19 protein-coding genes, 5 tRNA genes and 1 pseudogene are annotated in these 26,171 nt (G+C 63.9%); 17 read left to right on the top strand and 8 right to left on the bottom strand.

The window, feature by feature from the left end; all coding sequences use genetic code 11:
- From KF886_15615 to KF886_15600, 4 genes are all read right to left on the bottom strand, one after another.
- Entirely contained in the window at positions 1 to 1,143 is a 1,143-nt protein-coding gene (locus KF886_15615) for a glycosyltransferase (GenBank protein ID MBX3178781.1), read from the bottom strand.
- Positions 1,140 to 3,566 carry a bi-domain-containing oxidoreductase gene (locus tag KF886_15610; GenBank protein MBX3178780.1) on the bottom strand — a complete coding sequence of 809 codons (2,427 nt, stop codon included), beginning with the start codon at positions 3,564 to 3,566 and terminating at the stop codon, positions 1,140 to 1,142. Before KF886_15610 ends, KF886_15615 begins: the two co-directional genes overlap by 4 nt.
- Before the next feature lie 583 nt (positions 3,567 to 4,149).
- The gene (locus KF886_15605; GenBank protein MBX3178779.1) at positions 4,150 to 6,501 is read right to left on the bottom strand and encodes a hypothetical protein; all 2,352 of its coding nucleotides are present in this window, start codon (positions 6,499 to 6,501) and stop codon (positions 4,150 to 4,152) included.
- Between the two features lie 70 nt (positions 6,502 to 6,571).
- Positions 6,572 to 7,147 (bottom strand): GNAT family N-acetyltransferase, encoded by a 576-nt coding sequence (locus KF886_15600; GenBank protein ID MBX3178778.1) that lies wholly within the window; start codon positions 7,145 to 7,147, stop codon positions 6,572 to 6,574.
- A 216-nt stretch (positions 7,148 to 7,363) separates the two neighbouring features.
- Here KF886_15600 and KF886_15595 point away from each other — a divergent pair, with 216 nt between their 5' ends.
- The gene (locus tag KF886_15595; protein MBX3178777.1) at positions 7,364 to 9,103 is read left to right on the top strand and encodes a ThuA domain-containing protein; all 1,740 of its coding nucleotides are present in this window, start codon (positions 7,364 to 7,366) and stop codon (positions 9,101 to 9,103) included.
- A 192-nt stretch (positions 9,104 to 9,295) separates the two neighbouring features.
- Here KF886_15595 and hslV read toward each other — a convergent pair whose 3' ends face one another.
- Entirely contained in the window at positions 9,296 to 9,838 is a 543-nt protein-coding gene (hslV, locus tag KF886_15590; GenBank protein MBX3178776.1) for an ATP-dependent protease subunit HslV, read from the bottom strand.
- Between the two features lie 379 nt (positions 9,839 to 10,217).
- Here hslV and KF886_15585 point away from each other — a divergent pair, with 379 nt between their 5' ends.
- Together KF886_15585 and KF886_15580 are read left to right on the top strand one after the other, a co-directional pair.
- Positions 10,218 to 10,703, top strand: a complete 486-nt coding sequence (locus tag KF886_15585) for a tetratricopeptide repeat protein (protein MBX3178775.1) — start codon at positions 10,218 to 10,220, stop codon at positions 10,701 to 10,703.
- Positions 10,704 to 10,706: 3 nt separating this feature from the next.
- Positions 10,707 to 11,666 (top strand): endonuclease/exonuclease/phosphatase family protein, encoded by a 960-nt coding sequence (locus KF886_15580; GenBank protein MBX3178774.1) that lies wholly within the window; start codon positions 10,707 to 10,709, stop codon positions 11,664 to 11,666.
- 665 nt (positions 11,667 to 12,331) lie between these two features.
- On the opposite strand, the gene KF886_15575 is transcribed toward KF886_15580, so the two are convergent.
- The gene (locus tag KF886_15575) at positions 12,332 to 12,673 is read right to left on the bottom strand and encodes a hypothetical protein (protein ID MBX3178773.1); all 342 of its coding nucleotides are present in this window, start codon (positions 12,671 to 12,673) and stop codon (positions 12,332 to 12,334) included.
- A gap of 566 nt (positions 12,674 to 13,239) precedes the next feature.
- Here KF886_15575 and KF886_15570 point away from each other — a divergent pair.
- The gene (locus KF886_15570) at positions 13,240 to 15,429 is read left to right on the top strand and encodes a DUF1343 domain-containing protein (GenBank protein ID MBX3178772.1); all 2,190 of its coding nucleotides are present in this window, start codon (positions 13,240 to 13,242) and stop codon (positions 15,427 to 15,429) included.
- A gap of 40 nt (positions 15,430 to 15,469) precedes the next feature.
- On the opposite strand, the gene KF886_15565 is transcribed toward KF886_15570, so the two are convergent.
- Positions 15,470 to 15,670 (bottom strand): hypothetical protein, encoded by a 201-nt coding sequence (locus KF886_15565; GenBank protein ID MBX3178771.1) that lies wholly within the window; start codon positions 15,668 to 15,670, stop codon positions 15,470 to 15,472.
- A gap of 887 nt (positions 15,671 to 16,557) precedes the next feature.
- Here KF886_15565 and KF886_15560 point away from each other — a divergent pair.
- On the top strand, positions 16,558 to 17,430 hold the full coding sequence (locus KF886_15560) for a helix-turn-helix domain-containing protein (GenBank protein MBX3178770.1): 873 nt from the start codon (positions 16,558 to 16,560) through the stop codon (positions 17,428 to 17,430).
- An 18-nt stretch (positions 17,431 to 17,448) separates the two neighbouring features.
- On the opposite strand, the gene KF886_15555 is transcribed toward KF886_15560, so the two are convergent.
- On the bottom strand, positions 17,449 to 18,720 hold the full coding sequence (locus tag KF886_15555; GenBank protein ID MBX3178769.1) for a tyrosine--tRNA ligase: 1,272 nt from the start codon (positions 18,718 to 18,720) through the stop codon (positions 17,449 to 17,451).
- A gap of 796 nt (positions 18,721 to 19,516) precedes the next feature.
- Here KF886_15555 and KF886_15550 point away from each other — a divergent pair.
- The 12 genes and pseudogenes from KF886_15550 to rplA all read left to right on the top strand — a co-directional run bounded on the left by KF886_15550 (position 19,517) and on the right by rplA (position 26,108).
- Positions 19,517 to 19,798 (top strand): annotated as a pseudogene (locus KF886_15550) (PKD domain-containing protein).
- Positions 19,799 to 21,836: 2,038 nt separating this feature from the next.
- Positions 21,837 to 21,912 (top strand) — tRNA-Thr (locus KF886_15545).
- A gap of 27 nt (positions 21,913 to 21,939) precedes the next feature.
- Positions 21,940 to 22,025: transfer RNA gene (locus KF886_15540), tRNA-Tyr, on the top strand.
- 39 nt (positions 22,026 to 22,064) lie between these two features.
- Positions 22,065 to 22,140 (top strand) — tRNA-Gly (locus KF886_15535).
- Between the two features lie 20 nt (positions 22,141 to 22,160).
- Positions 22,161 to 22,236 (top strand) — tRNA-Thr (locus KF886_15530).
- 67 nt (positions 22,237 to 22,303) lie between these two features.
- Positions 22,304 to 23,494 carry an elongation factor Tu gene (tuf, locus tag KF886_15525; GenBank protein ID MBX3178768.1) on the top strand — a complete coding sequence of 397 codons (1,191 nt, stop codon included), beginning with the start codon at positions 22,304 to 22,306 and terminating at the stop codon, positions 23,492 to 23,494.
- A 45-nt stretch (positions 23,495 to 23,539) separates the two neighbouring features.
- Positions 23,540 to 23,689 (top strand): 50S ribosomal protein L33, encoded by a 150-nt coding sequence (gene rpmG, locus KF886_15520; GenBank protein ID MBX3178767.1) that lies wholly within the window; start codon positions 23,540 to 23,542, stop codon positions 23,687 to 23,689.
- 53 nt (positions 23,690 to 23,742) lie between these two features.
- Positions 23,743 to 23,818, top strand: a tRNA-Trp gene (locus KF886_15515).
- 37 nt (positions 23,819 to 23,855) lie between these two features.
- The gene (gene secE / locus KF886_15510; GenBank protein MBX3178766.1) at positions 23,856 to 24,080 is read left to right on the top strand and encodes a preprotein translocase subunit SecE; all 225 of its coding nucleotides are present in this window, start codon (positions 23,856 to 23,858) and stop codon (positions 24,078 to 24,080) included.
- 12 nt (positions 24,081 to 24,092) lie between these two features.
- The gene (nusG, locus tag KF886_15505; GenBank protein ID MBX3178765.1) at positions 24,093 to 24,737 is read left to right on the top strand and encodes a transcription termination/antitermination factor NusG; all 645 of its coding nucleotides are present in this window, start codon (positions 24,093 to 24,095) and stop codon (positions 24,735 to 24,737) included.
- 108 nt (positions 24,738 to 24,845) lie between these two features.
- Positions 24,846 to 25,274: a 50S ribosomal protein L11 gene (gene rplK / locus KF886_15500; protein ID MBX3178764.1), complete on the top strand. Its 429-nt coding sequence runs from the start codon at positions 24,846 to 24,848 to the stop codon at positions 25,272 to 25,274.
- Positions 25,275 to 25,400: 126 nt separating this feature from the next.
- Positions 25,401 to 26,108 (top strand): 50S ribosomal protein L1, encoded by a 708-nt coding sequence (gene rplA / locus KF886_15495; GenBank protein ID MBX3178763.1) that lies wholly within the window; start codon positions 25,401 to 25,403, stop codon positions 26,106 to 26,108.
- The last annotated feature ends 63 nt before the right edge of the window (positions 26,109 to 26,171 follow it).

Below are 26,171 nucleotides of genomic sequence, written 5' to 3'. Positions count from 1 at the left end.
CTACGCGTCCCGGAGCGAGTCGATGGCCGCGATCAACACCGCCTCGTCCCGCTCCCAGTGGTACCGCTCCTCGATAGCCTTTCGCCCGTTTTCCCCCAGGCGCCGCGCGAGCGCGGGATCCGCGATCAGGCGGATGATGGCGTTGGCGATCGCCTCGGGATCGGTCACCTCCACCAGTACGCCCGCCTCCGCGCCATCCACAATCGCCGCCACTTCCACCGCGAAATCGGGCGCGATCACGGGCTTCGCCTCGCGCATGTAATCAAACAGCTTGTGCGGCATGGCAAGCGTATGGTTCACCAGGCCCGGCTGAAACAGGATCAGCCCGATGTCCGACGCGGCAATCCACGCGGGAACCGCTTCGTACGGTACGGTATCAACCAGAATGAAGTGCTCCTGAAGTTTCGCCCGCCGGATCGCCCGCCGGTACGCCCGCGCACTGCCATACATATACGATCCAAGCAGCACGCAGCGCGCATCCGGAACCGCCCGGATTACCCGCTTCATCGCCTCCAGAAGCTGCCACGAACCGCGAATATCCCCGAACGTGCCTTGATGAATTACCACCGGGCCGCTCCCGATCCGCGCCCGAACCGCCTCGGGAACGTCCGCGCACCGTGGCTGCAGGTGGTTGGTGTTGATCACCGTGCTGCGCGGCGTCGGCGAACCCTCCCAGACCGCCTCGAAGCTGTCCCGGGTCAAGATGATGTGATCCGTGTAGCGCGCGAAGAAACGCATGGCCGCGCGGGTCGCCGCGGTAACCATCGGTTGCAGGCGCGCCGGAAAAAACTTCGCGAACTCGGTGGGGACATGCTCGTGCATATCAAACACCACGCGCCCGCCCGAGAACCGCTTGATGATCAGCGCCGCGACCCACGATTCCGGTTCCGGCGCGATGTAGCAGTCCGCCGCCTCGCGCCGTCCCGCCCGCACAAGACGCCACACCGCCCCGAGGCGCTGGAGTTTCGTTCGCGACGGCGGAATGTAGCGAAAGTGGATGCCGTCGCGCTGATCGCCCTCGAATTCGCCCGAAGGACAGATAGAAACCACCAGATGGCCCGCCTTCGCCAGGCTCCGGCCCACCTTGTGGAACATCCGCTTGTCGAAGGGCCCGTGAAGCACGTTGAGCACGCAGATCTTCACGGCGACCGGTCTTCGCCGCGCGCCGCCGCGAGCGCCTCCAGCGCCAGGCGCGTCGCGCGCAGGCCCTCCCGCGCGGTGACCTGGAGCGGTTCCTCGCCACGCACCGCCCGGATGAAATGCGCCAGCAGTGCGTGCTGCCCCTTGTCCTCTCGCCCCCGGCGCATCGTCTTCCCGGGAACCCCGTGATACGCCACGCCCCGGAAATCGTCGATGCAGATGGATCCGCTGCCGCCGTGGATCTCGATGCGTTCCTTGCCCAGCGCAGTCGCCCCCGACGCGCAATACAGAATCGTCGCCAGCGATCCGTCGGCAAAGCGCAACAGCGCCGTCAGTTCGTCCCGCGCCGGCGTGGTTCCGGGCGCCTCCGCTTTCACGGAAACCGGCTCCCCATCCAGCAGCCAGCAACAAAAATCGAAAAAATGCACCGCCTCGCCCAGAATGCGCCCGCCACCGACTTCGGGGTCGCGCGTCCAGTGATCCGCCGGGATCGGCCCCGTGTTGCACCGGTAGATCACCTGCCTGGGCCCGGGGAGCTTCCCCAGCGCGGCCTTCGCGGCCCGCGCATGCGCGGAAAACGGGCGGTTGTAGCCCACCGAAACGAGCAACCCCGTTTCCGCCGCCCTCGCGCGGATCGCCTCGCAATCCGACAGCGTCAGCGCCATCGGTTTCTCGATGAACACGTGCTTGCCCGCGTCCAGCGCCGCCAGGGCCTGATCGGCATGGCGATCGTGGCGCGTCGCGATGATGACCGCGTGCACCTCGGGATCCGCCAGCGCCGCGTCCAGGTCCGTCGTGCAGTACTGCGCGCCAAACCGCGCGCCCGCCTGTTTCGCCGCGCTGCCCGTCCGCGAAACCACCGCCTGAAGGTGGCAGCCCGGAATCGTCCGCAGGTTGGGCAGGTGCGCCCCCCGCGCAAAGGCGCCCGCGCCCACCACAGCGACGCCCACGCTCCCTTCGGGCGGCGCCTCGGCCTGGAGGCGCAATACAGGATCCGGCCGCTCCGCAACAGCAGCCACCCCGTCCATTCGCCGAGGCGAATCCACACCGCCCACGCCGTCCACACCGCCCACACCGTCCAAACCGCCCACACCGTCCAAACCGCCCACACCGCCCACGCTGTCCACACCGCCCACACCGTCCACACCGTCCACACCGCCCACACCGCCCACACCGTCCACACCGCCCACATCGCTCACACCGTCCACACCGCCCACACCGTCTACTCTGTCCACTCTGTCCACTCTGTCCACTCTGTCCACGCTGTCCACGCTGTCCACGCTGTCCACGCTGTCCACGCTGTCCACGCCAGCCGCCCCATACCGGATCAGCGCCGCGATAGTTCCATCCCGCTGCGTGCTCAACGCCTCGTAGGCCGAAGCCGCATCGTCCACCGGGTCCACACGCCCGATCAGCGGCGCCACCCGGACCCGGCCGCTGGCGATCATCCGTAGAAACTCCTGCATATTGCGCCCCTCGGTCCAGCGCACCTGGCCAATCGGGTAGTCGAGCCCCTTTTCCTCGTAGGCCGGCTGGTAGCGCCCGGGGCCGTACGAACAGGACAGTCCGAAATCGATCTCGCGCTGGTACAGCGCTTCGCGCTCCAGGTGCAACCCCACCGCGCCCACCACCGATACCCGCCCGCGCTGCCGGCACAAGTCAATCGCTTGGTTGGCAATGGCGCTGTCCTTCGACGCCGCGCACACCACCACCGCGTCGGCGCCGTGACCGCCCGTCAACTCATGGACCATCCCATCGAGTTCGTCGGGCGCGCACGCCGCATCCGCGCCGAGTTCCAGCGCCAGCGCGCGCCGCATGGCCACCGGGTCGCAGCCGATGACATGGCAACCCGCCGCCCGGGCCACCTGCGCCGCAAGCTGGCCCACAAGCCCCAGGCCGATGAGGACAACCGTCTCGCCGAAGGTCGGCGCCGCGCGACGGACGCCCTGCATCGCGATCGCGCCCAGCGCCACGAACGCGCCCGCCTGAAAATCCACGCCGTCGGGCAAGGGCGTGACAAGCTGCTGTGGCACGGCGTTGTACTCGGCATGGCACGCATACCCGGCCCCCGCGCACGCCACGCGATCGCCCACGCGAAACCCGCTCACGTCGGCGCCGCACGCCACAATCACCCCCGACGTGCTGTAGCCCGGCGCCTGAAATTCCAGCAGCTTCCCCCGGACGGTCTCGTACGTGGCCCGGATGCCCGCCGACGCGATCTTCCGCTTCACCTTCTCGATATTCAGCGGGTCGCGCGCCTTCTTCAACGCATACGCCGCCGCGCCGCCCGGCGCCACAAAGCCCGACTCCGTTCCCGCGCTGATCAACGAGTAGTGAACCCGAACCAGCACCATCCCCGGCCCCGGCGCCGGCGGAGGAACCGTCTCCAGATGCACCTTCCCGCCCTTAACCAGCACTTGCTTCATGCGCGCCTATCCTCATGCCCCGCCGTCCTGACTGCACCCGCCCATGGTACTGCCCGCCCGCGAAACGATGCAATCGCGCAACGCCTCCAAGTGAATGTGCCCCAAAAAGTGGCTTTGAATGTGGTAAAGCTCGCCGACCCACCATGGCGGGCATCCCGCCCGCACCACGCCAACGGCGCGCCACCACCCGGTGACCTTTCGGAGCGCAGACACAACGCAATCAGCCCGATGAAGCGCCGGCATCCCTGCCGGCATTTCCGCGCCAACGGCGCACCACCACCCGGCGACCATTCGGAGCGTAGACACAACGCGATCAGCGCAATGGAGCGCCGGCATCCCTGCCGGCAATTCCGCGCCAACGGCGGACCACCACCCGGCGACCATTCGGAGCGTAGACACAACGCGATCAGCGCAATGGAGCGCCGGCATCCCTGCCGGCATTTCCGCGCCAACGGCGCGCCTCCACCCGGCGACCTTTCGGAGCGTAGACTCCAGACGATCAGCCCGATGAAGCGCCGGCATCCCTGCCGGCATTTCCGCGCCAAAGGCGCCCGTCATACCAGCCCGCCCCATCCACCCCGCCCTACTCCACAATAAACCCATGATACAGGCCCATGTAATACCCCAGCAGAAACGGCATCCCCGTCGCCAGGTTGCGCCCCTCACCGCCCGAATCCAGCGACCACGCATCCGTGCTCCAGTACTGAACAAATCGCTCGTCAATCGGAAGCACTTTCCCCGAAACATGATAGCCCTTGCCCCGCGCGCCGTCGCCCTCCCGCGCATGATCCGGCAACGGCAACACATCCAGCCGGTGGCTGTTCGTCTGACGCCAGTCGATCAGGTTCATCGGGTACCGCTTCAGCGTCTCGACCGCCTCTTCCAGCGCCTCCTGCCCCGGCGTCAGGTCGCGCGTGCCCCAGGGCGACGTAAACGTTGCGCCCGTGCAGCCCGCCGCATACGCGAAGTTGAAGAAGGGATTCAGCTCATACGCCTCCAGCTCCCAATAATCCCACCAGCTCAGCGCAACCATCTCGCGGACCTTCGGGTTCGTCTCGTACTTCATCACGTTGTAGTAATTCATGAACGCCATTTCGTCGTCGAACTGCACAAACGACCCGGGTCCCTTCTGGTATTTCGGGTACATGATGTTCATCGCGTAGCCGTGCTCCGTGATGAGCTGATCCGCCACCGCCCCGTACTTCGCGTCCCCCGTAACATGCGCCGCCACCCGCAGAAACGACAGCATGCTCAGCGAATTCAAGCCCCGCTCCGGCCACCAGTTCGAATCGAAGTTCAGCGAATCCGGGCTGAAGTTCGCCCAGCGCGTCGGCGCCCCGTCATGGTCCACCAGCCGGAAATTGTGCTCGATGAGATGGTCCGTCATGTCGCGCACGACCTCCGCCACCCGCGCCTTCTCCTCGTCCGACTCCGCCACCAGATCGTAGTACAGCCCGTTCAGGAAGTAATGGCCATCCAACTCGTCGGAACTCGTATCACACTTCCAGTACCATTGCCCGTCCGCGCTCGTGGGCCACCGCGGATAAATCACCTTCCACAGGCGGTCCGACTCCCGCTCCTTTTCCTGGTGCGCGATGGAATAGCTCTCCTCCTCATTCGGATTGCGCGGGCTGTCCGTCGGCCAGATCGTGCGCGCGGGAAAGCCCTTCGGCGCCGGGTGCGATCCGCCCTGCGTCACCTGGCTGAAAAAGCGCAGGCCCTCGAACGCCAGCGTCGCGCGCTCCTTCGCCTTCGGATCCTTCGTCGCCGCATACGCAAAGCACTGCGCCGCCCCATACTCGCCCGTCCACTGCCCATCGTTGTCGTCGTCGCGCCGCGTCGCCGTCGATTTGTCCCCGGGCGCGCCCAGCGGCGCGGACATCACGTACCCAAACGGTGTCCGCCGGTTGTACCGATCGATCTCCTCCTCGTAAAACGCCGCCTTTTCCGCCAGCGTCATCGCACGCCGCTCAATTCGCCCCACACCCTTCGCCGTGGCAAACCACGCATCGCCATTTGGGGAGACCGCAATACCGCGCACGTGGTTGTCCGGCAGCCACCGCCGGCCCTCCCGGTACGCAAAGCGCGCGCCATCGAAGCGAATCGCCCCCTTCGTCGTCCCAAACCAGATCTCGCCCTCGGGCCCCTCGGCCATGCACGTGAAATCGTTGTACGGCAGCCCGTCCTTGCCCTCGAAGAGCGCCCACGTGTCGCCTGTACGTCGTCCAACGCCCTGGGGGCTGGCGAACCAGAGATCGCCATTCGCTGCGAACAACACCGCGCGCACATCCGTCGGCGCCCAGCTGCGGTCGCCGGACTCGGGCAATACACGCTCCCACGGGCCGGAGACACGACGATAGAACCCTGTCTCCGTCGCCACGACCCACTCGTGAGTTTGATCTTCAACGCTCCTACTGCCGACTTGTCGAATTCCAGAGAATTGGATGAGCTTGCCCTGAATCGTAAGCCCGCCCCAACCTTCCGTTGCATGATTGGTTCCGTCAGCGTGGACTATGAAGACGGAGTGCTCTTGGAACTCGATTGAAATGGGTGGATGCGCCAAGGTAGCCTTGGTCTCCCACGGGCCATCTCCATCACGAACATACAGCTCGCTATCAGTCGCCACGGCAATTTGATCGCCATCCGTCGTGATGCACCGTATTTTCCCGTTCGCCTCATTCCATTCCAATGCCCATCGCGTGCCGTCAAAGCGCGCCAGCCCCCCATCGGTTCCGGCGTAAACCGTACCATCTTCCGCCACAACCACCGCGTTCACGCCATCGCTCGGAAGCCCGTCCGCCGTGGTGTAGGCCTGACCCACCTCCTGCACAAAGGTCCCCGGCCGGACCGGCGTTAGATCGCCCTGGGAAGCGGTCTGGCCCGCAGCCAGGAGAACCGCAAAAAACAAGCAAACAAAACCCGTATAGACGCGCATGGTGGTCAACTCCTTTCCGAATACGTAAAAACTCGATGGGCGTACGGGCTTTCCAGGCCCGAGGCAGGTTTCAGCCCCCCAGCACCTTCTCCATCACGATATTGCAGCGTTTGTACACGGGATGCTGTTCGGTCGAGACGGTTTTGAACCCGTGCTTCTTATACAGCCGAATCGCCGCTTCCAACGACGTATTCGACAGCAACTGTACCTTGTGTGCCCCGATAGCCGCCAACTTGGCCAGCGCCGTCTCCATCAGAAAATCCCCGAAGCCCTTCCCCTGATGCGCCGGGTCCACGGCCATACGCGCCAGTTCAAAGACGCCCTCGCCCTTGTTGAACAGCGCGCACACCCCAGCCACCTCATCCCGCTCCACGAGGCTGAAGACAAAACCGCCCTGTTCGATCACCCGCTCCGGCGCGGCGGCCAGGGCCCGATCCGCCTCCTCCAACGCAAAGTAATGACGAATCCAGCGCTCATTGAGCCGGATGAAATCGGGCAAATGCCCGCGATGATTCTCAAAGACTTCCATCTCCGAAAGATACCCCCCGGCAACCGCCGCTGTCCAAATCTTTGCGTTCTTTGCGTTCTTTGTGGCTATCAAGAGTAATGAGGAATTCGCGTCCATTTGCGTCCATTCGCGGTTCAAGATCATTCCTCGGTTGCGGTCGATGGCGGCCCTGATCCACCCGTGAGTGTAGACATTTCAATTTGACGATTGCACCGGCAAGACATGGAGGATTCTTGCCACAAAGAACGCAAAGAATACAGAGATTTGGGCGCGATTCTCCCACGAAACTCTGCTATGATGGGTGCGGTCTTATGAATTAGCCCGCCCGGGGATGTTAAGAAAGGGGAATGTACTGTGCGCTCCGCATTTCGGAATCTTTGCCTGGCCAACGGCCTCCTGACACTGGCCCTGATTTTGGGGGGCGCGCTGTTCGCGCCGCCCGCGCTGGCCTACGAATCCGGCGCCCCGGAAGACAGCGGCTACACCATCAGCGAGGAGGCCCGCGCCAAAATCCTGGCCGCGCTCCCCGAAACCGCCCCCGCCGCGCCCGCGAAACCGCGCAAGCTCCTCATCTTCGACCTCAACGTGGTCTACGGCGGCCATCCCTCGCGCTTTTACGCCAACCTGGCCTTCCAGGAGATGGGCAGGAAGACCGGCGCCTTCGAGGTCACCATTTCACGCGATCCGGCCGTCTTCGAGAAGGAAAACCTGTCCCAATTCGACGCGGTCTTCATGAACAACACCGTGGGCAACCAATTTTCCGACCCCCAGCTCCGCCAGAACCTCCTCGAATTCGTCTACGGCGGCGGCGGGCTCATGGGCGTCCACGGCGCCACCGTGGCCTTCTGGAACTGGGGCGCGGGTGGGGGAGACGACTGGCCCGAGTTCGGCCGTATGCTCGGCGGACGCGGCGCGAACCACCGCGAATCCGACGAGCGCGTCTGGATGAAGGTCGATTCCCCCGGACATCCCCTCCTGGCGCCCTTCCCCGAGGGCGGCTTCGAACTGCAAGACGAATTCTTCCGCGTGGGCGATCCCTACTCCCGCGATCGCGTGCGCGTACTCTTCAGCATCGACACGGAAAAGACCGACCTCAGCGCCAAGCCCCACGAGCGGGACGATCAGGACTACGCCGCCGCCTGGGTGCGCCACTACGGGCGCGGGCGCGTCTTCTACTCCACCGTGGCCCACAACCCGTATCACTTCTGGGACCCGGCCATGCTCAACTTCTACCTCGGCTCCGCGCAATTCGCCCTCGGCGACCTGCAAGCGCCCACCATTCCCAGCGCCCGCCTGACCCCCGCGATCCGCGCCCACGAAAAACTCGGCTGGCGCCTCGGCGTCACCGCCTACACCTTCCACCGCTACTCGCTCTTCGAAACCATCGACAAGACCGACCAGCTCGGCGTCGCCTACCTGGGCGGGCTCGACTTCCAGAAAGTCGGCGGCGGCATCGACAAGAACTTCAACGCCGACCTGAGCGACGACGAGCTCAAGGCGATCCGGCTCAAGCTGGACGACGCCGGGATCCGCATGATCTCCTGCTTCTATTCGGTCATCCCCGGCGACGAGGAAGGCTGCCGCAAGGTCTTCGAATTCGCCCGCAAGATGGGCATCGAAACCCTCATCTCCGAGCCCAAGCTGGAGGACATCGACACCATCGAACGCTTCTGCGACGAATACGGCATCAACCTCGCCATCCACAACCACGCACAGGAAGCTTCCCCACATTACTGGAGCCCCGAGGCCGTCATGTCCGTCTGCAAGGATCGCGGGCCCCGCATCGGCGTCTGCGCCGACATCGGCTACTGGATCCGCAGCGGGATCGACCCCGTCGCCGCCGTCCCCACCATCGGCGACCGCCTCTTCGTGGTGCAGTTGCACGATCTGCACGAGCTGAGCCCCGAAGGCCACGACGTACCCTGGGGCGCCGGCGTCGGGCGCACCCGCGAGTTCCTCGAAGCCCTCCACCGCCACGGCGTCAAGCCCCTGAAAATAGGCCTCGAATACTCCTACGACTGGTACGACTCCATGCCCGAAGTCGCCCAGTCCGCCCGCTTCTTCGATCAGGTCACCCTCGACCTCGCCAATTAGCGCGCCCGAGGGACATACCCCCGCACCAGCGCCCGTGCCACGCGATGGCGCCCCAGCGCCTTCGTGTGCCTGGAGCAACAGTTACCCAACGCCACCCGCGCCACCACAATCGAGCGGCTCAACAGGAGGTTGGGCATCCCTGTCTGAGAAACAACCGGCAATCCGCCCGAATCCACCACCCACCACACCCACTCACACCGACTCCAAAGTCTCCACCGTGATATTCCCGTTCGTATAAATACAGATCTCGCCCGCAATCGTCAGCGATTCCCGCACAATCTCCTCCGCGCTCATGTCCGTATGCTTCATCAGGCTACGCGCCGCCGCAAGCGCATACGATCCCCCCGATCCGATCGCCAGGATTCCGTCTTCCGGCTCGATGATCTCGCCCGTACCCGCAATCAGCAGCGACTGCTCCTTGTCGCACACCGCAAGCAGCGCATTCAGCTGCCGCAGATACTTGTCCGTGCGCCAGTCCTTGCCCAGTTCCACCGCCGCCCGCGTGAGGTTCTTGTTGAACTCCTTCAACTTCCCCTCAAACCGCTCAAACAGCGTAAACGCATCCGAAACGGCCCCGGCGAAGCCCGCCAATACCGCCCCGTCCGCCAGCCGGCGAACCTTCACCGCATTGCCCTTCATCACCGTGTCGCCCAGCGTCACCTGGCCGTCGCCGCCAATCGCCACTATGCCGCCCTTGCGAACCGCAATCACCGTGGTGGCGTGAAACTCATGCATCGGATGTGCTCCTTTATCAATGCGCGCGGCAAGTTCCGCGACGGGAGAGAGTTGTCTTGAAGCCAGGGCAATCGCATTTAAACCTGATCGTGGGCGTTCGGGCGTAAGCTTGAGTTGATTTGGCGCCTTGAATCAATGAAATTGAGCGTGTTGGAGCGCCGGCATCTCTGCCGGCAAGGTCAGGGATTCGCCGCAGGCGAAATGCCAGCGCTCCAACGCGCGCCCTTCTTAACACTTCAGGTAGTTCGTATTGCGCAGGGTTCCGACAGAAAGTCTAAATGCGATTGCCCTGGCCTTGAAGCCCGCATTGTACCGGAACGGGCGGCGGATACGCTAAAATCAGGGAAATTGTAACCCACAACGCGGGAATAAACCTTCCATGACCAATCTGGTGACCGGAATGCTGTTGCTACTCGGACTTGTCGCCCTCCAGGCCGGCCTGCGCTACTGGACCGCACTGCGCACCCGCGCGGCGTGGGAGGGAGCCCAGGCCGATATCGCGCGCGGCGACTTCGCCTCGGCCGAAGCCGGCATCGCCAGATGCGTCAAGCTCATGCCGCTCTGGCTACAGCCTCGTTTCCTCCTCGGCGCCGTCCTCGCCAAACAAGGAAAGCTCGAGGCCGCCGAGGAACAATTCAAAATGGCCTGCGCCCTGCAACCCCGCGATCCCAAAGGCCACCTCGAGCTCGGCGTCTTCTACCTCACCGCCGCCAGGCGGGAGGACGAAGGCCTCGCCGCATTGAACGAGGCCCTGCGCCACGATCCCGGCGTCTACCAGGCCATCGCCGCCGACCCGCGCCTGCACGACTTCCAGCGAAGCGACGCCTTCGAACGCCTCGTCGTTCCCGGCGTCAGCGAGACCTGATCCATGTCCGCCGCGGCGTATGCGCGGGGATGGCGCGCGATTGTCTTGCCGCGCTTGCGCATACTGGTGCTCCTCTCTGGAGCCATGGCCATCGCCGGCGCGCTGGGTGCGTGGTTCTGGGTCTTCGATCTCCTCAGCCATTTCATCGCGTGGTACGCCCTGCTCAGCCTGCTCCTCGCGCTTCTCCTGTCCGGATACCGCGATTACCGCTGGGCCGCCGCGGCCATCACCCTGGCTATCCTGCAAGCCGCGCAGCCTCTCGCGTGGTATCTGCCCGCCGCGCGCGGAGCCACCGAAGGGCCCCGGTGCCGCGTGCTCCTCGCCAATGTGCTCTCCTCCAACCACGATAGCGCCGCGTTCCTGCGCCTCGTCGACGAAACCGATCCCGACATCATCTGCGTGCAGGAAGTAACCGGACGCTGGGCGGACGCCCTCGAAACCCTAGAAACGCGCTATCCAACACGCCTCCTCGCGCCGCGAGAGGACAACTTCGGCATCGCCGTGTTCAGCCGTATGCCGGGCGGAGATCCAGCCCTGGTTTTTCAGCGCGATCACGGCGTTCCCGCCATTGAGATGGTGTTTCAACTCGGCGATTCCAGCGTGCGCCTGCTGAACATCCACGCGCTGCCTCCACTCGGAAAAACCCTCGCCGCCCGCCGCAACGCACAGCTGGACGCCGCCGCCGCTTGGGTCAATAGCGCCGGCGGACCCGCGGTGCTGATAGGCGATCTCAACATCACCATGTACTCGCCGGTCTACCGCCGCTTCGCGCGCGCCGCGAACCTGCGAAACGCGCGCGAAGGACACGGAGCCGCCGGCACATGGCCGGCCTGGTTGCCCATCATGCGATTGCCGATCGATCACGTCTTGCTGCATGGAAAGATAGAATCTGTGTCGTGCAACGCGATCAAAAACGGCGCCTCCGATCACCGTTCCCTGCTCGTTGATCTCGTTGCGGAGTAGTTCGCCTGCCGCGATTCCGCATCGCATTCACACATCAGCTACCCCCGTCATTCGCGCGCTCGCGAACAGCGTCTACTTGTACAATAGCCCCATTTTTAAAGGCCAGAATGTAGATCGGCGCGGATCGCGATCGCCGCTCTTTTGCGCGCGTGGCAATGCGCCTTCTCCACCCCAACCCGCATCGAAAGCCTCCCGCAATAACGTCTTCGACGCCCCGGCGGGCTTGTAAACACGCGCCGAACGCGCAAAAAAAAATTTTCAAAAGTGCAAAAAAATGCTTGCCTTTTTCGTATTTGTCTGTTACACATTCGTTAGAGGAAAGTTGAATCGACGCAGTTGTTGTAATGCGGTTCGGGATTCTGGTGCGTGATTGGGCGCCGTCCCGGCCGCCGGAAGCGTGATGCTAACGCGCTTTCCAGGGAAAGTATGTTGGGACGGGAGAGCCCAGGTGTGATCGCGGGACAGTAGTATGGCGCCCGCCTCCAGCGCGCCCTCCAAACCCGGTAAGGCCGGAAAATGGCCGCCCGGGCATCTCACCTCAAGTGCACTCACGCGAGTGACTACTCGCTAAGTCGGGCCCTTGCCTTGCGGAACGCGAGGGCCTGGCGGCGCGCGGCCTGTTGCCGCGCATTCAAGCCGCAGTGTAGTAGTGGTACCAGGGTGAATCAAAAAAGGAGAAATGTCATGGTCGCTGCGAAGAAGCCTGCCGCGAAGAAGAAGGCGGCGGCGAAGAAGCCTGCCGCAAAGAAAGCGGCGGCGAAGAAGCCTGCCGCGAAGAAGAAGGCGGCGGCGAAGAAGCCCGCCGCGAAGAAGAAGGCGGCGGCGAAGAAGCCCGCCGCGAAGAAGAAGGCGGCGGCGAAGAAGCCCGCCGCGAAGAAGAAGGCGGCGGCGAAGAAGCCTGCCGCGAAGAAGAAGGCGGCGGCGAAGAAGCCTGCCGCGAAGAAGAAGGCGGCGGCGAAGAAGCCCGCCGCGAAGAAGAAGGCGGCGGCGAAGAAGCCTGCTGCCAAGAAGAAAGCCTCCAAGAAGACGGCCCCGCCAGCCCCCGCAAGCTGAGCGCCGTATAGACAGTGTCTGAGTTCGCCCGCGCATCGCGCGGGTGTCCTTTCGCATTGACCGGGAAGCCCGCGGTGAACGCCGCGGGCTTTCCCGTTTCACAGCGACCGCCGCGCTCAAGCTCCGCTTCGCGCTGCAACGCCCAACAGGCTCGCGGACACTCCGTGGCAAATGCAGGATAGCCGTCCCGGCTGTCCAGGCGCCGCAAGCGAGGATCGCGGACATTCCTGTCCGCGGCAAAGTGAGCCCACCTCCAAAAAGTTCCCCTCACCCCACCAAAACCACCCCGAAGGGAAAGTGGCACAGCCGTCTCGGCTGTGTTCAGCGCCGAAAGGCGCAAAAGTAGGATAGCCCTCCCGGCCCCACCGCGCCCCCGTCACACCATCCATCTCCCATTCAGCCGCGCATTGATGCCCCCGTCATCCAACGTGATACGATACAAACACACGTTCGCGCGGACCAGCGGGCAGCGAAAACCCCTGGCGCGCCCGCGAACGACAATCCAACCGAGGAGTGAAGTTTGAATACGTTGAAACTGGCGCTGGATGCCGCTGTACGTCAGGCGAGCGCACCAGGCGCCGTCGCCTGCGTCGGCGAAGGCGACCGCATCATTTTTCACGGCGCCAGCGGCCACCGCGCACTGCGGCCCGCGCGGCTCCCCGCAACCACCGACACCATCTACGATCTCGCGTCCCTCACCAAGGTTGTCGCGACGACCACGTCCATCCTCCTCCTCTGGGAGCGGGGCAAGCTCGATCTCGACCAGCCCGTTTCGCAGATCGTTCCGGTTCCCCTCTTCAGCAAGTTCACCGTCCGCCACCTCCTAACGCACACCACCGGCCTCGCCGCGCACAAGGTCTGGTACAAGGAAATCGCCTCCCTCGACGAAGCGATCCAGCGTATCGGCGAGTCCGGGCTCAACTCGGTCCCCGGAGCCACCCGCACCTACTCCGATCTCGGCTTCATGCTCCTCGGCAAGGTCGTCGAACTCACCGCCCGCGACTCCCTCGACGCCTTCGCCCGCGAAAACATCTTCGCGCCCCTCGGCATGAATAGAACCACCTTCAACCCGCCCATCGAATGGCGCGACCAGTGCGCCGCAACCGAAAACTGCGCGTGGCGAGGGCAGATCATGCAGGGCATCGTCCACGACGAGAACGCCTATGCCGTCGGCGGCGTATCGGGACACGCCGGTCTTTTTTCCACCGCATCCGACCTCACCCTCTTCTGCCGCGCCATGGCCGCCGGAAAATTGCTGCGCCCCGACACCCTCGAAGAGATGACCCGCATCGGCGTCGTTGCGAACTATTTGTGGCAGGTGCTCGGCTGGAAAATCGACCCCTGGGCCGGCGGCTCCGAAGGCTACCTGCCCGCGCGCCGCGCCATCGGCCACACCGGATGGACCGGCACCTCCCTCTGGCTCGATCTCGACACCAGCCGCTTCGTCATACTCCTCAGCAACACCCCCCATCCTGACCGCAACCGCCGGCAGAACCGGGCGCTCCGCCAGTCTTTCCACCGCGAGGTCGCCCGCCAGCTCTACCCACGCACCACCAACACACACACCGGCCTCGACCGCATCGCCTGGGATACCTACGACGCCGTCAAGGGAAAGCGGATCGCCCTGCTCACCAACCACGGAGCCGTTGACCTCGCCGGACGCCATATCCTCGATGTCCTCGCACTCGAACCCGCCGTCCAGGTCGCCCGCGTCTTCACCCCCGAACATGGATTCTCCGGGCAGGCCGAAGCGGGGGAGAAGGTCGGACAGCAGCGCGCGCCCGTCCCCGTCGTCAGCCTCTACGGCGACCAGCGCCGCCCCGATCCCGCGCAACTGCGCGATATCGACCTCTTCGTCGTCGACCTGCCCGACATCGGAGCCCGCTACTACACCTATATGGCCACCATGAAAGAGTGCATGATCGCCTGCACCGCCGCGCGCGTCCCCGTACTCGTCCTCGACCGGCCCAACCCGCTCGGCGGCGCCGTCCTCGAAGGGCCCATCGCAAAACGAATCGGCTCACTCGTGTGCAGCGCCCCCATACCCATCCGCCACGGAATGACCCTCGGCGAGCTCGCCCTCTTCTTCAAAGAGACCCAGGGGGCCATCGGCGCGCTCAACCTGGCGATCAGCCCCCTCGACAGCTGGTCCCGCGAAAAGCTCGCGCCCCAGTGCGGCCTCCCCTGGGTCGCGCCCTCGCCCAACATCCCCGATTTTTCCGCCGCCCTGCTCTACATCGGCACGTGCCTCTTCGAAGGGGTCAACATGAACGAAGGCCGCGGCACGGACACCCCCTTCCAGGTGATCGGAGCCCCCTGGCTCGACGCCGAGGAGATCGTCGTTGGCATGCGCCCCGCCGACCACGCCGGCTGCTCCCTCGAACCCGCCATCTACACCCCCCGCTCCATCCCCGGAAAGGCCACGTCGCCCGTCTGGCTCGGCGAAGCCTGCCGCGGCATACGGATCCACCTTACCGATCCCCAGGCCGCGCGACCGCTCACCCTGGCCTACGCCCTCCTCCAGGCCATCCACCTGCGGCATCCCGACCGCCTCGAGTGGAAACCCTTCTTCGACACCCTGGCCGGCGGAGAGGATCTGCGATTCGCCATTCAGTCCGGCCTCAAAGTGGACCGCTACCTGAAATCCATCGAACCCGAACTCCGCGCCTTCGACCGACGCCGCCCGAAACGCTACAACGGCGACTTTTAAGCGCGGGCGGCGGGGGAGAGGGACGCCGTACCCCCCGGAATCACCCGTCCAGCGGCGCGTCCGCCTGGTACAGCACCGTGTACAGCAGGTCGCCCGAACCCGCGCGCCCGCCCACTTCATGCGCCAGCACGCTCTTCACATCGACCACCTCGGCCCGCGACTCCTGAATCCAAGAGTTTACGGCGGTGTCCAGTTCCAGGATCTTGTCCTCGTATCCCTTGAAGGTCTTCACGAAAATCATGCGGAGGCTATCCTTCCCTTAAGTTGCTCCACGGCCAGAACACGTAGTGTAACAGGAACGAATTCCAAATGCCCACCGGCCCAACCGGCCCTCGCCCCGCATCGCGCCACGCGATTCCGCCTCATGCGGATTTGTGTGCCCGCTCCGAAATATCAAATGGAGCCACGGGCGCCACGTTCAAGCTCCGCGGCTCCGCCGCGAAGGCTTGAGCGTGCGAGACTTCAGGTGTGCCTGACAGTCAGGGGCGGTATTTCACTCTTTACGAGTTGCGCAACCCGTCATGAAAAGCTGTACCCCCGCCGAAAAACCCCAGAATCCGCAGCCCGAGCCAACGTGGATTGGACTGCTCCGATATTACAAAGGCAGCCGCGGGTGCCACGTTCAAGCTCCGAGGCTTCGCCGCGAAGGCTTGAGCGTGCGAGACTTCAGGTGTACCTGACAGTCAGGGGCGGTATTTCACGCTTTACGAGTTGCGCAACCCGTCATGAAAAGCTGTACCCCCGCCGAAAAACCCCAGAATCCGCAGCCCGAGCCAACGTGGGTTAGCCTTCCAGGCTGACACAAGATCCGCGTCCGACATCACGCCACCGTATCGCCTCTCCAACCACCCCCCCACAAAAAAAGCGAGCCGGAGCGCACAAAAAGCGCGCCCCGGCGTCTGAAAGAGTATTGACGACGTCCAATCGGTCTACTCTCAGTGACAACGCCGTTATACTAAACGTTTCCCGGCGCTGTATCCATGGTTGTATCTATCAAGTTTATTTGTGAAAATCTCATGTGGATTGTTAGAATAATCTCGCCTGATTCGTATTTCAGGCGTAATGCATACGTGAGTCTATAGTTAACTCGCCCCGAGGAGCCGCCCCGGGGTTCAATGAGGCCACCGAATGTCCGACAGCGCAAGCGAATTCAGCGTGCACGATTTCAAGAAGTGGTCGCCCCATTGCCGGGAGCACTACTTTCCCCACCGGTCCGAGCGCGCGGCCGTCATCGAAAAAAAGGGCATCGCCGAAGGCGGCGTCACCGAAGCGCACCCCGGATACGAGATCGGGCGCGCCCGCCCCGGCTATCACCTCCTCCTCTACACCTTCAAGGGGCGCGGCCAGGTCTTCAGCCGTCATCCCGTGCGCATGGTCGAGAAGGACCAGGTCCTCCTCATCCCGGCGGGCGCCCCCTTTCGATACAAGCCCCACAAAGGCCCCTGGTCCTTCCTCTGGTTTCACCTCACCGACACCGCGCGCTGGCGCCATCTCAAGGATGAGCCCGTCACCGTCCGCAACACCTCCCTCATGTCGCAAATGGAAAAAGCGATGGCCGAGTTTCTCCGAGAGTCTCACGGCATCAGCCGATCATCGCCCCGCGCCGCACGCCTCTACGCCGAACTCATCGCGCTTTACATCGAACGCGAGTTCGGGCACTCCGCCGAGTCCGAAGGGACCGATCTCCACATTCGCCTCGACCGCCTCTGGGAAAAGGTGAATCAGAGCCTCGATCAGAACTGGGACGTGGACCGCCTCGCCGGCGAGCTGCACGTATCGGTCGCCCACCTCCACCGCATGGTGCAGGCCGCCACCGGAACCTCGCCCATGCGAATGGTCACCCGCCTCCGCATGGAGCGCGCCCAGGACCTCCTCATCATCCTCGACTGCAAGATCCGCAACGTCGCCGAGATGGTCGGCTACAACAACGAGTTCGCTTTCGCCGTCGCCTTCAAGCGCTTCTGCGGCGTGACCCCCGGGGAGTTCCGGAAGCAGCGCTGACCGGTTCCGCCGCCCCCGCTACGCAAAGCGGAGGAGGTGGTAGTTCTTCTTCCCCTTACGGATCACCGCCGTCGAACCGGCCAGCAGCGCGGCCTCCGTCAGCGGCGTCCCCTCGTCGTCGATCCGCCCGTTGTTCAGGTAAAGCCCGCCGTTCTTCACCAGCCGGCGCGCTTCGCCCTTCGAAGGGAACACTCCCGCCTCCACCAGCACATCGATCAACAGCCGCCCGGACGAAAGCGTCTCCGCCGGCAGGCTGCTGCTCGGCACCTCGCTGAACACGTCCGCCAGCGTCGCCTCGTCCAACCCCGCAAGCTCCCCGCCAAACATCGCCTGCGACGCCTTAATCGCATTGTCCAGCGCCGTCTCCCCGTGAATCATCCGCGTCACTTCCGAGGCCAGCCGTTGCTGCGCCGCGCGCTTGTGCGGCTCCTCCGCGATCTGCGCCTCATACGACAGGATCTCCTCCCGGGAAAGGAAGGTGAAGTACTTCAGGTAGCGCCCCGCGTCCGCATCCGCCTGGTTCAGCCAGAACTGGTAAAACTTGTACGGCGAAGTCCGCCCCGCGTCCAGCCACACGTTGCCCGATTCCGACTTGCCAAACTTCGTCCCATCCGCCTTCGTCACCAGCGGCAGCGTCAGCCCGAAGGTCTCCGCGTTCCGCACCCGGCGGGTCAAATCCATCCCCGCAACAATATTGCCCCACTGATCGCTCCCCCCAATCTGGAGCCGGCAACCATATTCCTCGTTCAGCTGCAGGAAATCATACGCCTGAAGCAGGCTGTACGTGAATTCCGTGTAGGAGATGCCGTGATCCCGGTCCTCCAGCCGCTGCCGGACCGATTCCCGGCTCAGCATCACGTTCACGCTGAAATGCTTCCCCACGTCCCGCAGAAAGTCGATGAACGTCAGCTTGCCCAGCCAGTCCATATTGTTCCGCATGATCGCCGCGTTCGACCCCGAGAAATCCAGCAGCAGCTCCAGCTGCCTCCGGATGCCCGCGCAATTCGCCTCCACCTCCGCCCGCGTCAGCAGCGCCCGCTCCGTCGCCTTGAAGCTCGGATCCCCGATCAGCCCCGTGCCACCGCCCACCAGCGCAATCGGACGGTGCCCCGCGCGCTGGAAATGCGCCAGGCCCAGTATCGGCACCAGGCTCCCCACATGAAGGCTGTCCGCCGTCGGATCAAACCCGCAATACAGCGTCATCGGCCCCTTCGCCAGTTCCTCGCCCAGCGTTTCATGCGTCTGCTGCTGGCGAAGCCCCCGCCAGGAAAGCTCGTCAAGTAACGTCATCATGGAATACTCCGGACTACTTTCTTCTCTTCGTGAAAAAACGCCTCGGTCGCATACGGCAGCCGTCGCAAATCCACCATCGCCACACGCCCTCAACAATCAATACGGAGGTTAGGCATTCCTGCCTAACCCGCAAACACCCGCCGCGCCAGCACCCGTGCCACGCGATGGCGCCCCGGCGCCTTCGTGTGCCTGGAGGAACAATGACCCAAAGCTTCCATCGCCGCCCCAAACGAGCGGCTCACCAGGAGGTTAGGCATCCCTGCCTGACCCGCAAACGCCAGCAAACGTGGAATAGGCTTCCAGCCTGAGACAACGAGGGCCGTAAACTCGATCAGCCCATCGACACCACCAACGCAGCCTCGGAATCCCAAAAAAACCACCCATGGTCGTCATTCGCGTGAATTCGCGTCCATTCGCGGTTCAAACAAAATCCCGGCCCAAGCCCGCTCATACCCAGGCGAACGCGGCGGATCAAGCCAATAAACGGGGGAAATGCGGGGGGCGCCGTCAAAGCGCGAAAGGAGGCGTCATGCCTTCTCCCGGCATGCTAACAGAAGCCCGCCGGAGGCCGCAACTGCCCTTCAGACCCCGATCCGGCGAAAAATTGACGCCAATGTTCGAAATTCAAGAAAAAACTTGCCCCGGGAGTGGGTATTTAGTTGACTTTTGGGGTGCATTCCCGCAAACTTAAGAGCGAAATTGGGGATTTGTAAATGTTCCGGGCAGGGATTCCAGGTATCCCTGCATCGATCCAAATCCGTAGAGTAACTAACGCAGGAGAGACGAAACCGCCATGCCTCGCTGGTCCTTTACTACTACGCTTACCGTTGTGATCGCGGCTATCGGCCTTGCGGGCTGCCCGCAATCCCCCCGCGATTCCGAGCCCGTGGCGAACTTCTCCGCGTCGCCCCGAACGGGCAACACCGGGTTGACCGTCTCCTTCAGCGACCTCTCCACGTCCGGCGCGGGAGGGCCCATTATCGCCTGGCGCTGGGATTTCGGCGATGGAAACCGCAGTTCGGCCCCGAATCCAACCCATACCTACCTGGCCGAGGGGGACTTTGACGTCTCCCTCACGGTCACCAGCAGCGGCGGTAGCCACACGCGCACCCGAAACGGCTACATTCAGATCTCGTCGCCCGGAGGCGCGGCGAACCTCGGTCCCGAAGGGGGCACGGCGGCCGCCGCCGGAGTACGCATTACGGCCGCCGCGGGCGCGCTCGATGAAAATGTGGCCTTCGGCATCACCCGCGTGAACACCCAGATCAGTTTCAACGTCTTCGAAACGATCAACCGCGTCGGCGACACCTTCGAAATCACCCACGACGCCGCAAGCACCGACGTGGCCGCATCCACGGCGGACGCCCCCGTGCAGCCGCTGGAATTGGCGATTCCCTACGCCGAGGACGTCGTGCCCACCGGCAGCCGCGTGCCCGGCAAAGTCCACATCATCGCCGAGCTCGAAGGCGGCCTCGTTGTGCCCCTCCTGGGCCAGATCCGCGCTGGTGCGGTCGTCGCGCCCGTGCTCCGGCTCCCCAATCGCGCGCGGTATACGGTCGTCTACCGGCCCGACGCCTACCTGCAAACGGTCTCCACCGCCGCCAAGGCCCGCACCAGTGTCAACTGGAATTCCTCCTGGCAGCTCAGCCTGAGCCCGGAACTGCTCCGGCAGCTGACCGCCCTGCGCCTCGGCAGTGTGCAGCGTCCCAATTCCTTCGGAGCACGCGCCTTTACCAGCGCGCAACTCGAAGATACCGTCGCCGCGCTGCAAGCCGGCCTCGCCGCCCTCCAGGCGGATTTCGAGGCGGTCCGCGGGCGTAGCCCCCGCCTCGTTACGCTCGATGGAGCCACCCCGGTGCTCTTCTTCAATAGCGCCCTGACCTACCCCGCCGCCATCGGCGGCATTGACCGGGTCTTCTATGCCGGAAGCCCCTTCGGCGCCGTCGTCGTCGACCCCGCCCAGCTCCTCGCCATTTCCACCTGGAACGCCGATCGCTACGCCGCCGACGATACCCTCGTCGACATCGCGTTCAAGCTCGATGCGCCGCAGGCCGTGACCGAAGTCGTAACCCGCGCCGTCGTGGACGGATACGACTATCCCGAGATTCACGTTCCAAGCCCCGCGGACGGCGCCTCCGTCCCGTTTGAGGCCGCCCTCATCGAAGGGCTCGCCCTCTACCTCGGCCAGGTCTATGGCGGCGTCGAAGCCAGCCGCGCCCAGCTCGATGGCGATTACACCCTGCTCTCGACGCCGCTTATGGCGCCCGCCGACCCATCCACCCCCGGCTACGCCGCAAGCGCGCAGGAATTCTTCCGCTACCTTCAGAATCGCTACGCCCCGGCCAACCCCGTCGAATACCTCGCCCGGGGTACCGGCGCCGTCAAGGGCCTGCTGGGCGCCTTGGCCGACAGCCTCGAAGCCACCCATTTCGTGACCGCGGAAATCGCCGCACGGCAGGCCGCCACCGCACTGGATAACGCCGTGTTCGCCTATCTCGGGGCGCCCCTCGGAGAGGCCTACCGTGAATTCGCCCTCGATCTCGCATTCGAGCAAGGCGAAGACGCCATCCTGCGGCCCAGCGACGCCGAGCGCCTGCCCCTCGTGCTGGACACGGCGCGCTTCGCCCCCGGAGCGCAACTCGCCGGATCGCTCGGCGCGGTGGACGGCCTGGATATCACCGCCGGCCTGGCGAATATTCCGCCGCTCTCCAGCCGCGTAGTGCGCCTGTCCGTCGATCCCGCCGCCGCCAGCCTCTCCCTGGAGTTCAACCGCGCGCAGTGGCAGGTCGACGCCCGCAACCAGGGCGTCGCCATCGTGGTCTACCGCGAAGGCCTGCCCGGCGTGGCCCTCGGCGCAAACAGCAGCGAACTGGTGTTCACCGGATTTGAGGCCGATCTTGGTCTTGCAACGGCGGAATTCTACGTGCTGATCATCAATTCCAGCACCAGCACCGCCAACAGCGTGGCCATTGCCGCCATCACCGCCGCGGAATAGGCCCGGCGCGCCGGACGCCGGAAAATTTCCCCGGCGAAAGGTTGACACGGCCCTCCCGCGTTTGTTAGTCTACGCACAGCCGCCTCGTCAGGGGCGGCTGTCTTTTTGAATTTGACGCGCTGGCGTAGCTCAGTTGGTAGAGCAGCTGATTTGTAATCAGCCGGTCGGGGGTTCGAATCCCTTCGCCAGCTCCAGTATAGTTGAATACAACGCTCTTGCGTGGTGGGTTGCCCGAGTGGCTAAAGGGGACGGGCTGTAAACCCGTTGGATTATTCCTACGTTGGTTCGAATCCAACACCCACCACCATTTTTGGAATGCCTCCAGGCGCAAGCGCCTGGATTCAGGGCGGGAATAGCTCAGTTGGTAGAGCATCAGCCTTCCAAGCTGAGGGTCGCGAGTTCGAGCCTCGTTTCCCGCTCCATTTTAATTGCCAATACTTGGGCCCGCATAGCTCAGTCGGTAGAGCACTTCCATGGTAAGGAAGGGGTCTCCGGTTCGAATCCGGATGTGGGCTCCATTTTTCAATCTTTTTTTCAACTCGTTGCACCGCCGGCGCACCCCTGTGCGGAAGGAGAGTAGAGGACATGGCCAAGGCAAAATTTGAACGCACCAAGCCACACGTGAACGTGGGTACGATCGGTCACGTTGACCACGGCAAGACGACCCTCACGAGCGCGATCACGAAGGTGCTGGCGAAGACCGGCGGCGCGACGGCCATGAACTTTGCGGACATCGACAAGGCGCCCGAGGAAAAGGAGCGCGGCATCACGATCTCCATCGCGCACGTCGAATACCAGACCGAGAACCGCCACTATGCGCACGTGGACTGCCCCGGCCACGCCGACTACGTCAAGAACATGATCACGGGCGCGGCCCAGATGGACGGCGCCATCCTCGTGGTCGCCGCGAACGACGGCCCCATGTCCCAGACGCGCGAGCACATCCTGCTGGCGCGCCAGGTGAACGTGCCCGCGATCGTGGTGTTCATGAACAAGGTGGACATGGTCGACGATCCCGAGCTGCTGGAGCTGGTGGAGATGGAGCTGCGCGAGCTGCTCTCGAAGTACGAATTCCCGGGCGACGACCTGCCCATCATCATGGGTTCGGCGCTGGCCGCGATGGAAGACCGCGACGACGAGATCGGCGCGAACAAGATCCTCGAGTTGATGCGCGCGGTCGATGAATACATCCCGACCCCGGTCCGCGACCTGGACAAGCCCTTCCTGATGGCCATTGAAGACGTGTTCACGATCACGGGCCGCGGCACGGTCGCCACCGGCAAGATCGACCAGGGCGTCATCCACGTGGGCGACAAGGTGGAGATCCTGGGCATCAAGGATAAGAAGGACACGACGGTCACCGGCGTGGAAATGTTCCGCAAGCTGATGGACGAAGGCCAGGCGGGCGACAACGTGGGCCTGCTGCTTCGCGGGATCGACCGCGAGGACATCGAGCGCGGCCAGGTTGTTGCGAAGCCGGGCTCGATCACGCCGCACACGAAGTTTGAGGGCGAGGTCTACGTGCTCACGAAGGAGGAGGGCGGCCGCCACACGCCGTTCTTCACGGGCTACCGCCCGCAGTTCTACTTCCGCACGACGGACGTGACCGGCAAGCTGGAGCTTCCCGAAGGCGTGGAGATGGTGATGCCGGGCGACAACGTGACGATTTCGGCCGAGCTTATCGCGCCCATCGCCATGACCGAAGAGCTCCGCTTCGCCATCCGCGAAGGCGGTCGCACGGTCGGCGCCGGCGTGGTGACCAAAATTGTCGAGTAAGTAGTACGGCGCGCAGCCGCGGCCCCAACCAGGCGGTAAAGTTGCATGAGAGAAAAAATCACGATACAATGCACCGAGTGCAAGCAGCGTAATTACACCGGCACGCGCGACAAGCGCAAGCACCCGGAGCGGCTTGAGCTCAAAAAATACTGCAAGTTTGAGCGGAAGCACACGCTGCACCGCGAGACCCGGTAGTCTCGCAGGCGCGCTCTCCACGCTTACCTGCCGCGCAGCCGCGCGGTTCTTGCAGGCCTGTAGCACAATGGCTAGTGCAGCGGCCTCCAAAGCCGAAGGTTGGGGGTTCGAGTCCCTCCAGGCCTGCCATTTTTTGATCTTCTGAACAGAATCCCAAGGGATACGCATGGCGACAGCAACGGAACAGAAGCCCGGTCTCATCGCGCGGACGAAGGCCTTTTATGGCGAAGTGATGCATGAAATGAGCAAGGTGACCTGGCCCTCCCTGGATGACCTCAAAGTCTCCACCAAGGTGACCATGTTCCTGCTGCTCGCCATGGCCGGCGTGATTTTTGTTTTCGACAAGATCTTCGAGCAGTTCGTGCTCATTTTGTTCGCTATTGCGGGATAGGGAGGTTGTTGCGTGACCGACGAGCTCCAGGAAAAGGGCGAGGCCCAGGCGGATGATCAAGCCGCTGAAGAAGTCTCCGGCATTCAGCTGAATCCGGTGCCGGAGGACGGTGTCCGCCGCCGCTGGTATGCCCTCCACGCCCACTCCGGCCAGGAGGCGAACGTGCAGAATATGCTCATCGCCGCTGCGGAGCAGGAAGGCCTGTCGGACCTGATCACCAATGTGCTGGTGCCGACGGAGGAGAATACCGAGCTGCGCCCCGGCTCCACCAAGGCCGTGAGCACGCGGAAGTCCTATCCAGGCTACGTCCTGGTGCAGTTGCCCGAGCATCCCGAGCGCTATGCCGAGCTCTGGCACATGATCAAGGAAACGCCCGGCGTGACCGGGTTCATCGGCTCGCGGACACTCCCCGTGCCACTGGAAGACGCCGAGATCGAAGAGATCGTTGAAGTCAGCCGCGGCGAGAAGGAACGTCCCAAGCCCAAAGTCGAGTTCGACGAAGGCGAGCGCGTCAAGATTATCGACGGCTCCTTCGCGAATTTCATCGGCAAGATCGCCGAGATCAACGCCGAACGCGGAAATATGAAGGTAATGGTGGAGATCTTCGAACGCCTCACGAGCGTCGAAGTCGAATTCTGGCAGGTGGAGCGCGTCTAGGGATTTTCCCGTGCGCACTGGCCCAATCGCCAGCGCCCCGCCCCAACCCCAAACGAAATCTAAGGCTCTTATCCCACGGATAAGGTGCGAAGCTGGAGCGCGAAGAACATGGCGGCAAAACCAATCAAAGCCCAAATCAAGTTGCAGGTCCCTGCCGGTGCGGCCAACCCCGCACCCCCCGTGGGACCGGCCCTCGGCCAGCACGGCGTCAACATCATGGACTTCTGCAACCAGTTCAATGAGCGGACCCGCGAGCAGTCTGGTCTCGTGATTCCCGTCGTGATCACGGTGTACGAAGACCGCAGCATCAGCTTCATCACCAAGACGCCCCCGGCCGCCGTCCTGCTCAAGAAGGCAGCCAAGCTGGCCAAGGCCTCCGGCGAACCCAACAAGACCAAGGTCGGTTCCGTCACCGACGCGCAGGTCGAAGAGATCGCCACCCTCAAAATGCCCGACCTCAACGCCGCGAACGTCGACTCCGCAAAGCGGATGATCGCCGGCACGGCCCGGAGCATGGGCTTGCTCATCGAGGGGTAATCCCCCGCAAAGCCAGTTTCCAGGCGCCGTCTCGCCCTTCCGGCTGGGGCGGCGCCGTTGTTTGATCGCATTGCCAAAAAAGTGGGAGAGGCTGCCCGCCTCGCACGCACCACGGGAGAACACACCATGGCAAAACTCAGCAAGCGCCAGAAGGCCTTCGCCGGCAAGGTGAACGCCACCAAACTCCACAGCGTCGAAGAAGCGGCTGTCGTCGCCAAGGAATGCGCCACCGCCAAGTTCGACGAGACCATCGAACTTGCCTTCTTCCTGGGCGTCGACCCCCGCCACGCCGATCAGATGGTTCGCGGCTCCGTCTCGCTGCCGCACGGCACGGGTAAGGTCGCCCGCGTCGTCGTGTTCTGCAAGCAGGCCGACCAGATCGCCGCCGCGCAGGCCGCCGGAGCCGAAGCCGTCGGAGCCGAAGACCTCGTCCAGAAAGTACAGGAAGGCTGGACCGATTTCGACAGCGCCGTCGCCTCCCCCGACATGATGGCCCTCGTCGGACGCCTCGGTAAGGTCCTCGGGCCCCGCGGCCTCATGCCCAGCCCCAAGGCCGGCACCGTCACCCCCAATGTCGGCCAGGCCGTGACCGATATCAAAAAGGGTAAGATCGAATTCCGCGTCGACAAGAATGCGAATATCCACGTCCCCGTCGGCAAGGCCTCCTTCTCGCCCGAACAGATTCGCGAAAACGCCGTCGAGGTCATCCGCGCCATCATCAAGGCGAAGCCCTCCTCCTGCAAGGGCATCTACCTCAAGAGCTGCTGCATGAGCAGCACCATGGGCCCGGGTTTCCGCCTTGACGTGGCCTCGCTCGCTTCCCAGTTGAACTAGGCGCTCGCCCGCGCAACAACCGCGAATCCGATGCAAGGAAGGATAACACCGTGAGCGATACCA

The organism is Candidatus Hydrogenedentota bacterium (assembly GCA_019637335.1).
Classification (GTDB): Bacteria; Hydrogenedentota; Hydrogenedentia; order Hydrogenedentales; family JAEUWI01; genus JAEUWI01.
Note: the sequence above shows the minus strand (reverse complement) of the source record. Positions and strands in the feature narration are given on the sequence as shown.

Coding starts and splice junctions, on each gene's coding strand:
- KF886_15610 (MBX3178780.1), bottom strand. CDS start 3,566: ATGAAGCAAGTGCTGGTTAAGGGCGGGAAGGTGCATCTGGAGACGGTT.
- KF886_15605 (MBX3178779.1), bottom strand. CDS start 6,501: ATGCGCGTCTATACGGGTTTTGTTTGCTTGTTTTTTGCGGTTCTCCTG.
- hslV (MBX3178776.1), bottom strand. CDS start 9,838: ATGCATGAGTTTCACGCCACCACGGTGATTGCGGTTCGCAAGGGCGGC.
- KF886_15585 (MBX3178775.1), top strand. CDS start 10,218: ATGACCAATCTGGTGACCGGAATGCTGTTGCTACTCGGACTTGTCGCC.
- KF886_15580 (MBX3178774.1), top strand. CDS start 10,707: ATGTCCGCCGCGGCGTATGCGCGGGGATGGCGCGCGATTGTCTTGCCG.
- KF886_15565 (MBX3178771.1), bottom strand. CDS start 15,670: ATGATTTTCGTGAAGACCTTCAAGGGATACGAGGACAAGATCCTGGAA.
- KF886_15560 (MBX3178770.1), top strand. CDS start 16,558: ATGTCCGACAGCGCAAGCGAATTCAGCGTGCACGATTTCAAGAAGTGG.
- KF886_15555 (MBX3178769.1), bottom strand. CDS start 18,720: ATGACGTTACTTGACGAGCTTTCCTGGCGGGGGCTTCGCCAGCAGCAG.
- tuf (MBX3178768.1), top strand. CDS start 22,304: ATGGCCAAGGCAAAATTTGAACGCACCAAGCCACACGTGAACGTGGGT.
- rpmG (MBX3178767.1), top strand. CDS start 23,540: ATGAGAGAAAAAATCACGATACAATGCACCGAGTGCAAGCAGCGTAAT.
- secE (MBX3178766.1), top strand. CDS start 23,856: ATGGCGACAGCAACGGAACAGAAGCCCGGTCTCATCGCGCGGACGAAG.
- rplK (MBX3178764.1), top strand. CDS start 24,846: ATGGCGGCAAAACCAATCAAAGCCCAAATCAAGTTGCAGGTCCCTGCC.
- rplA (MBX3178763.1), top strand. CDS start 25,401: ATGGCAAAACTCAGCAAGCGCCAGAAGGCCTTCGCCGGCAAGGTGAAC.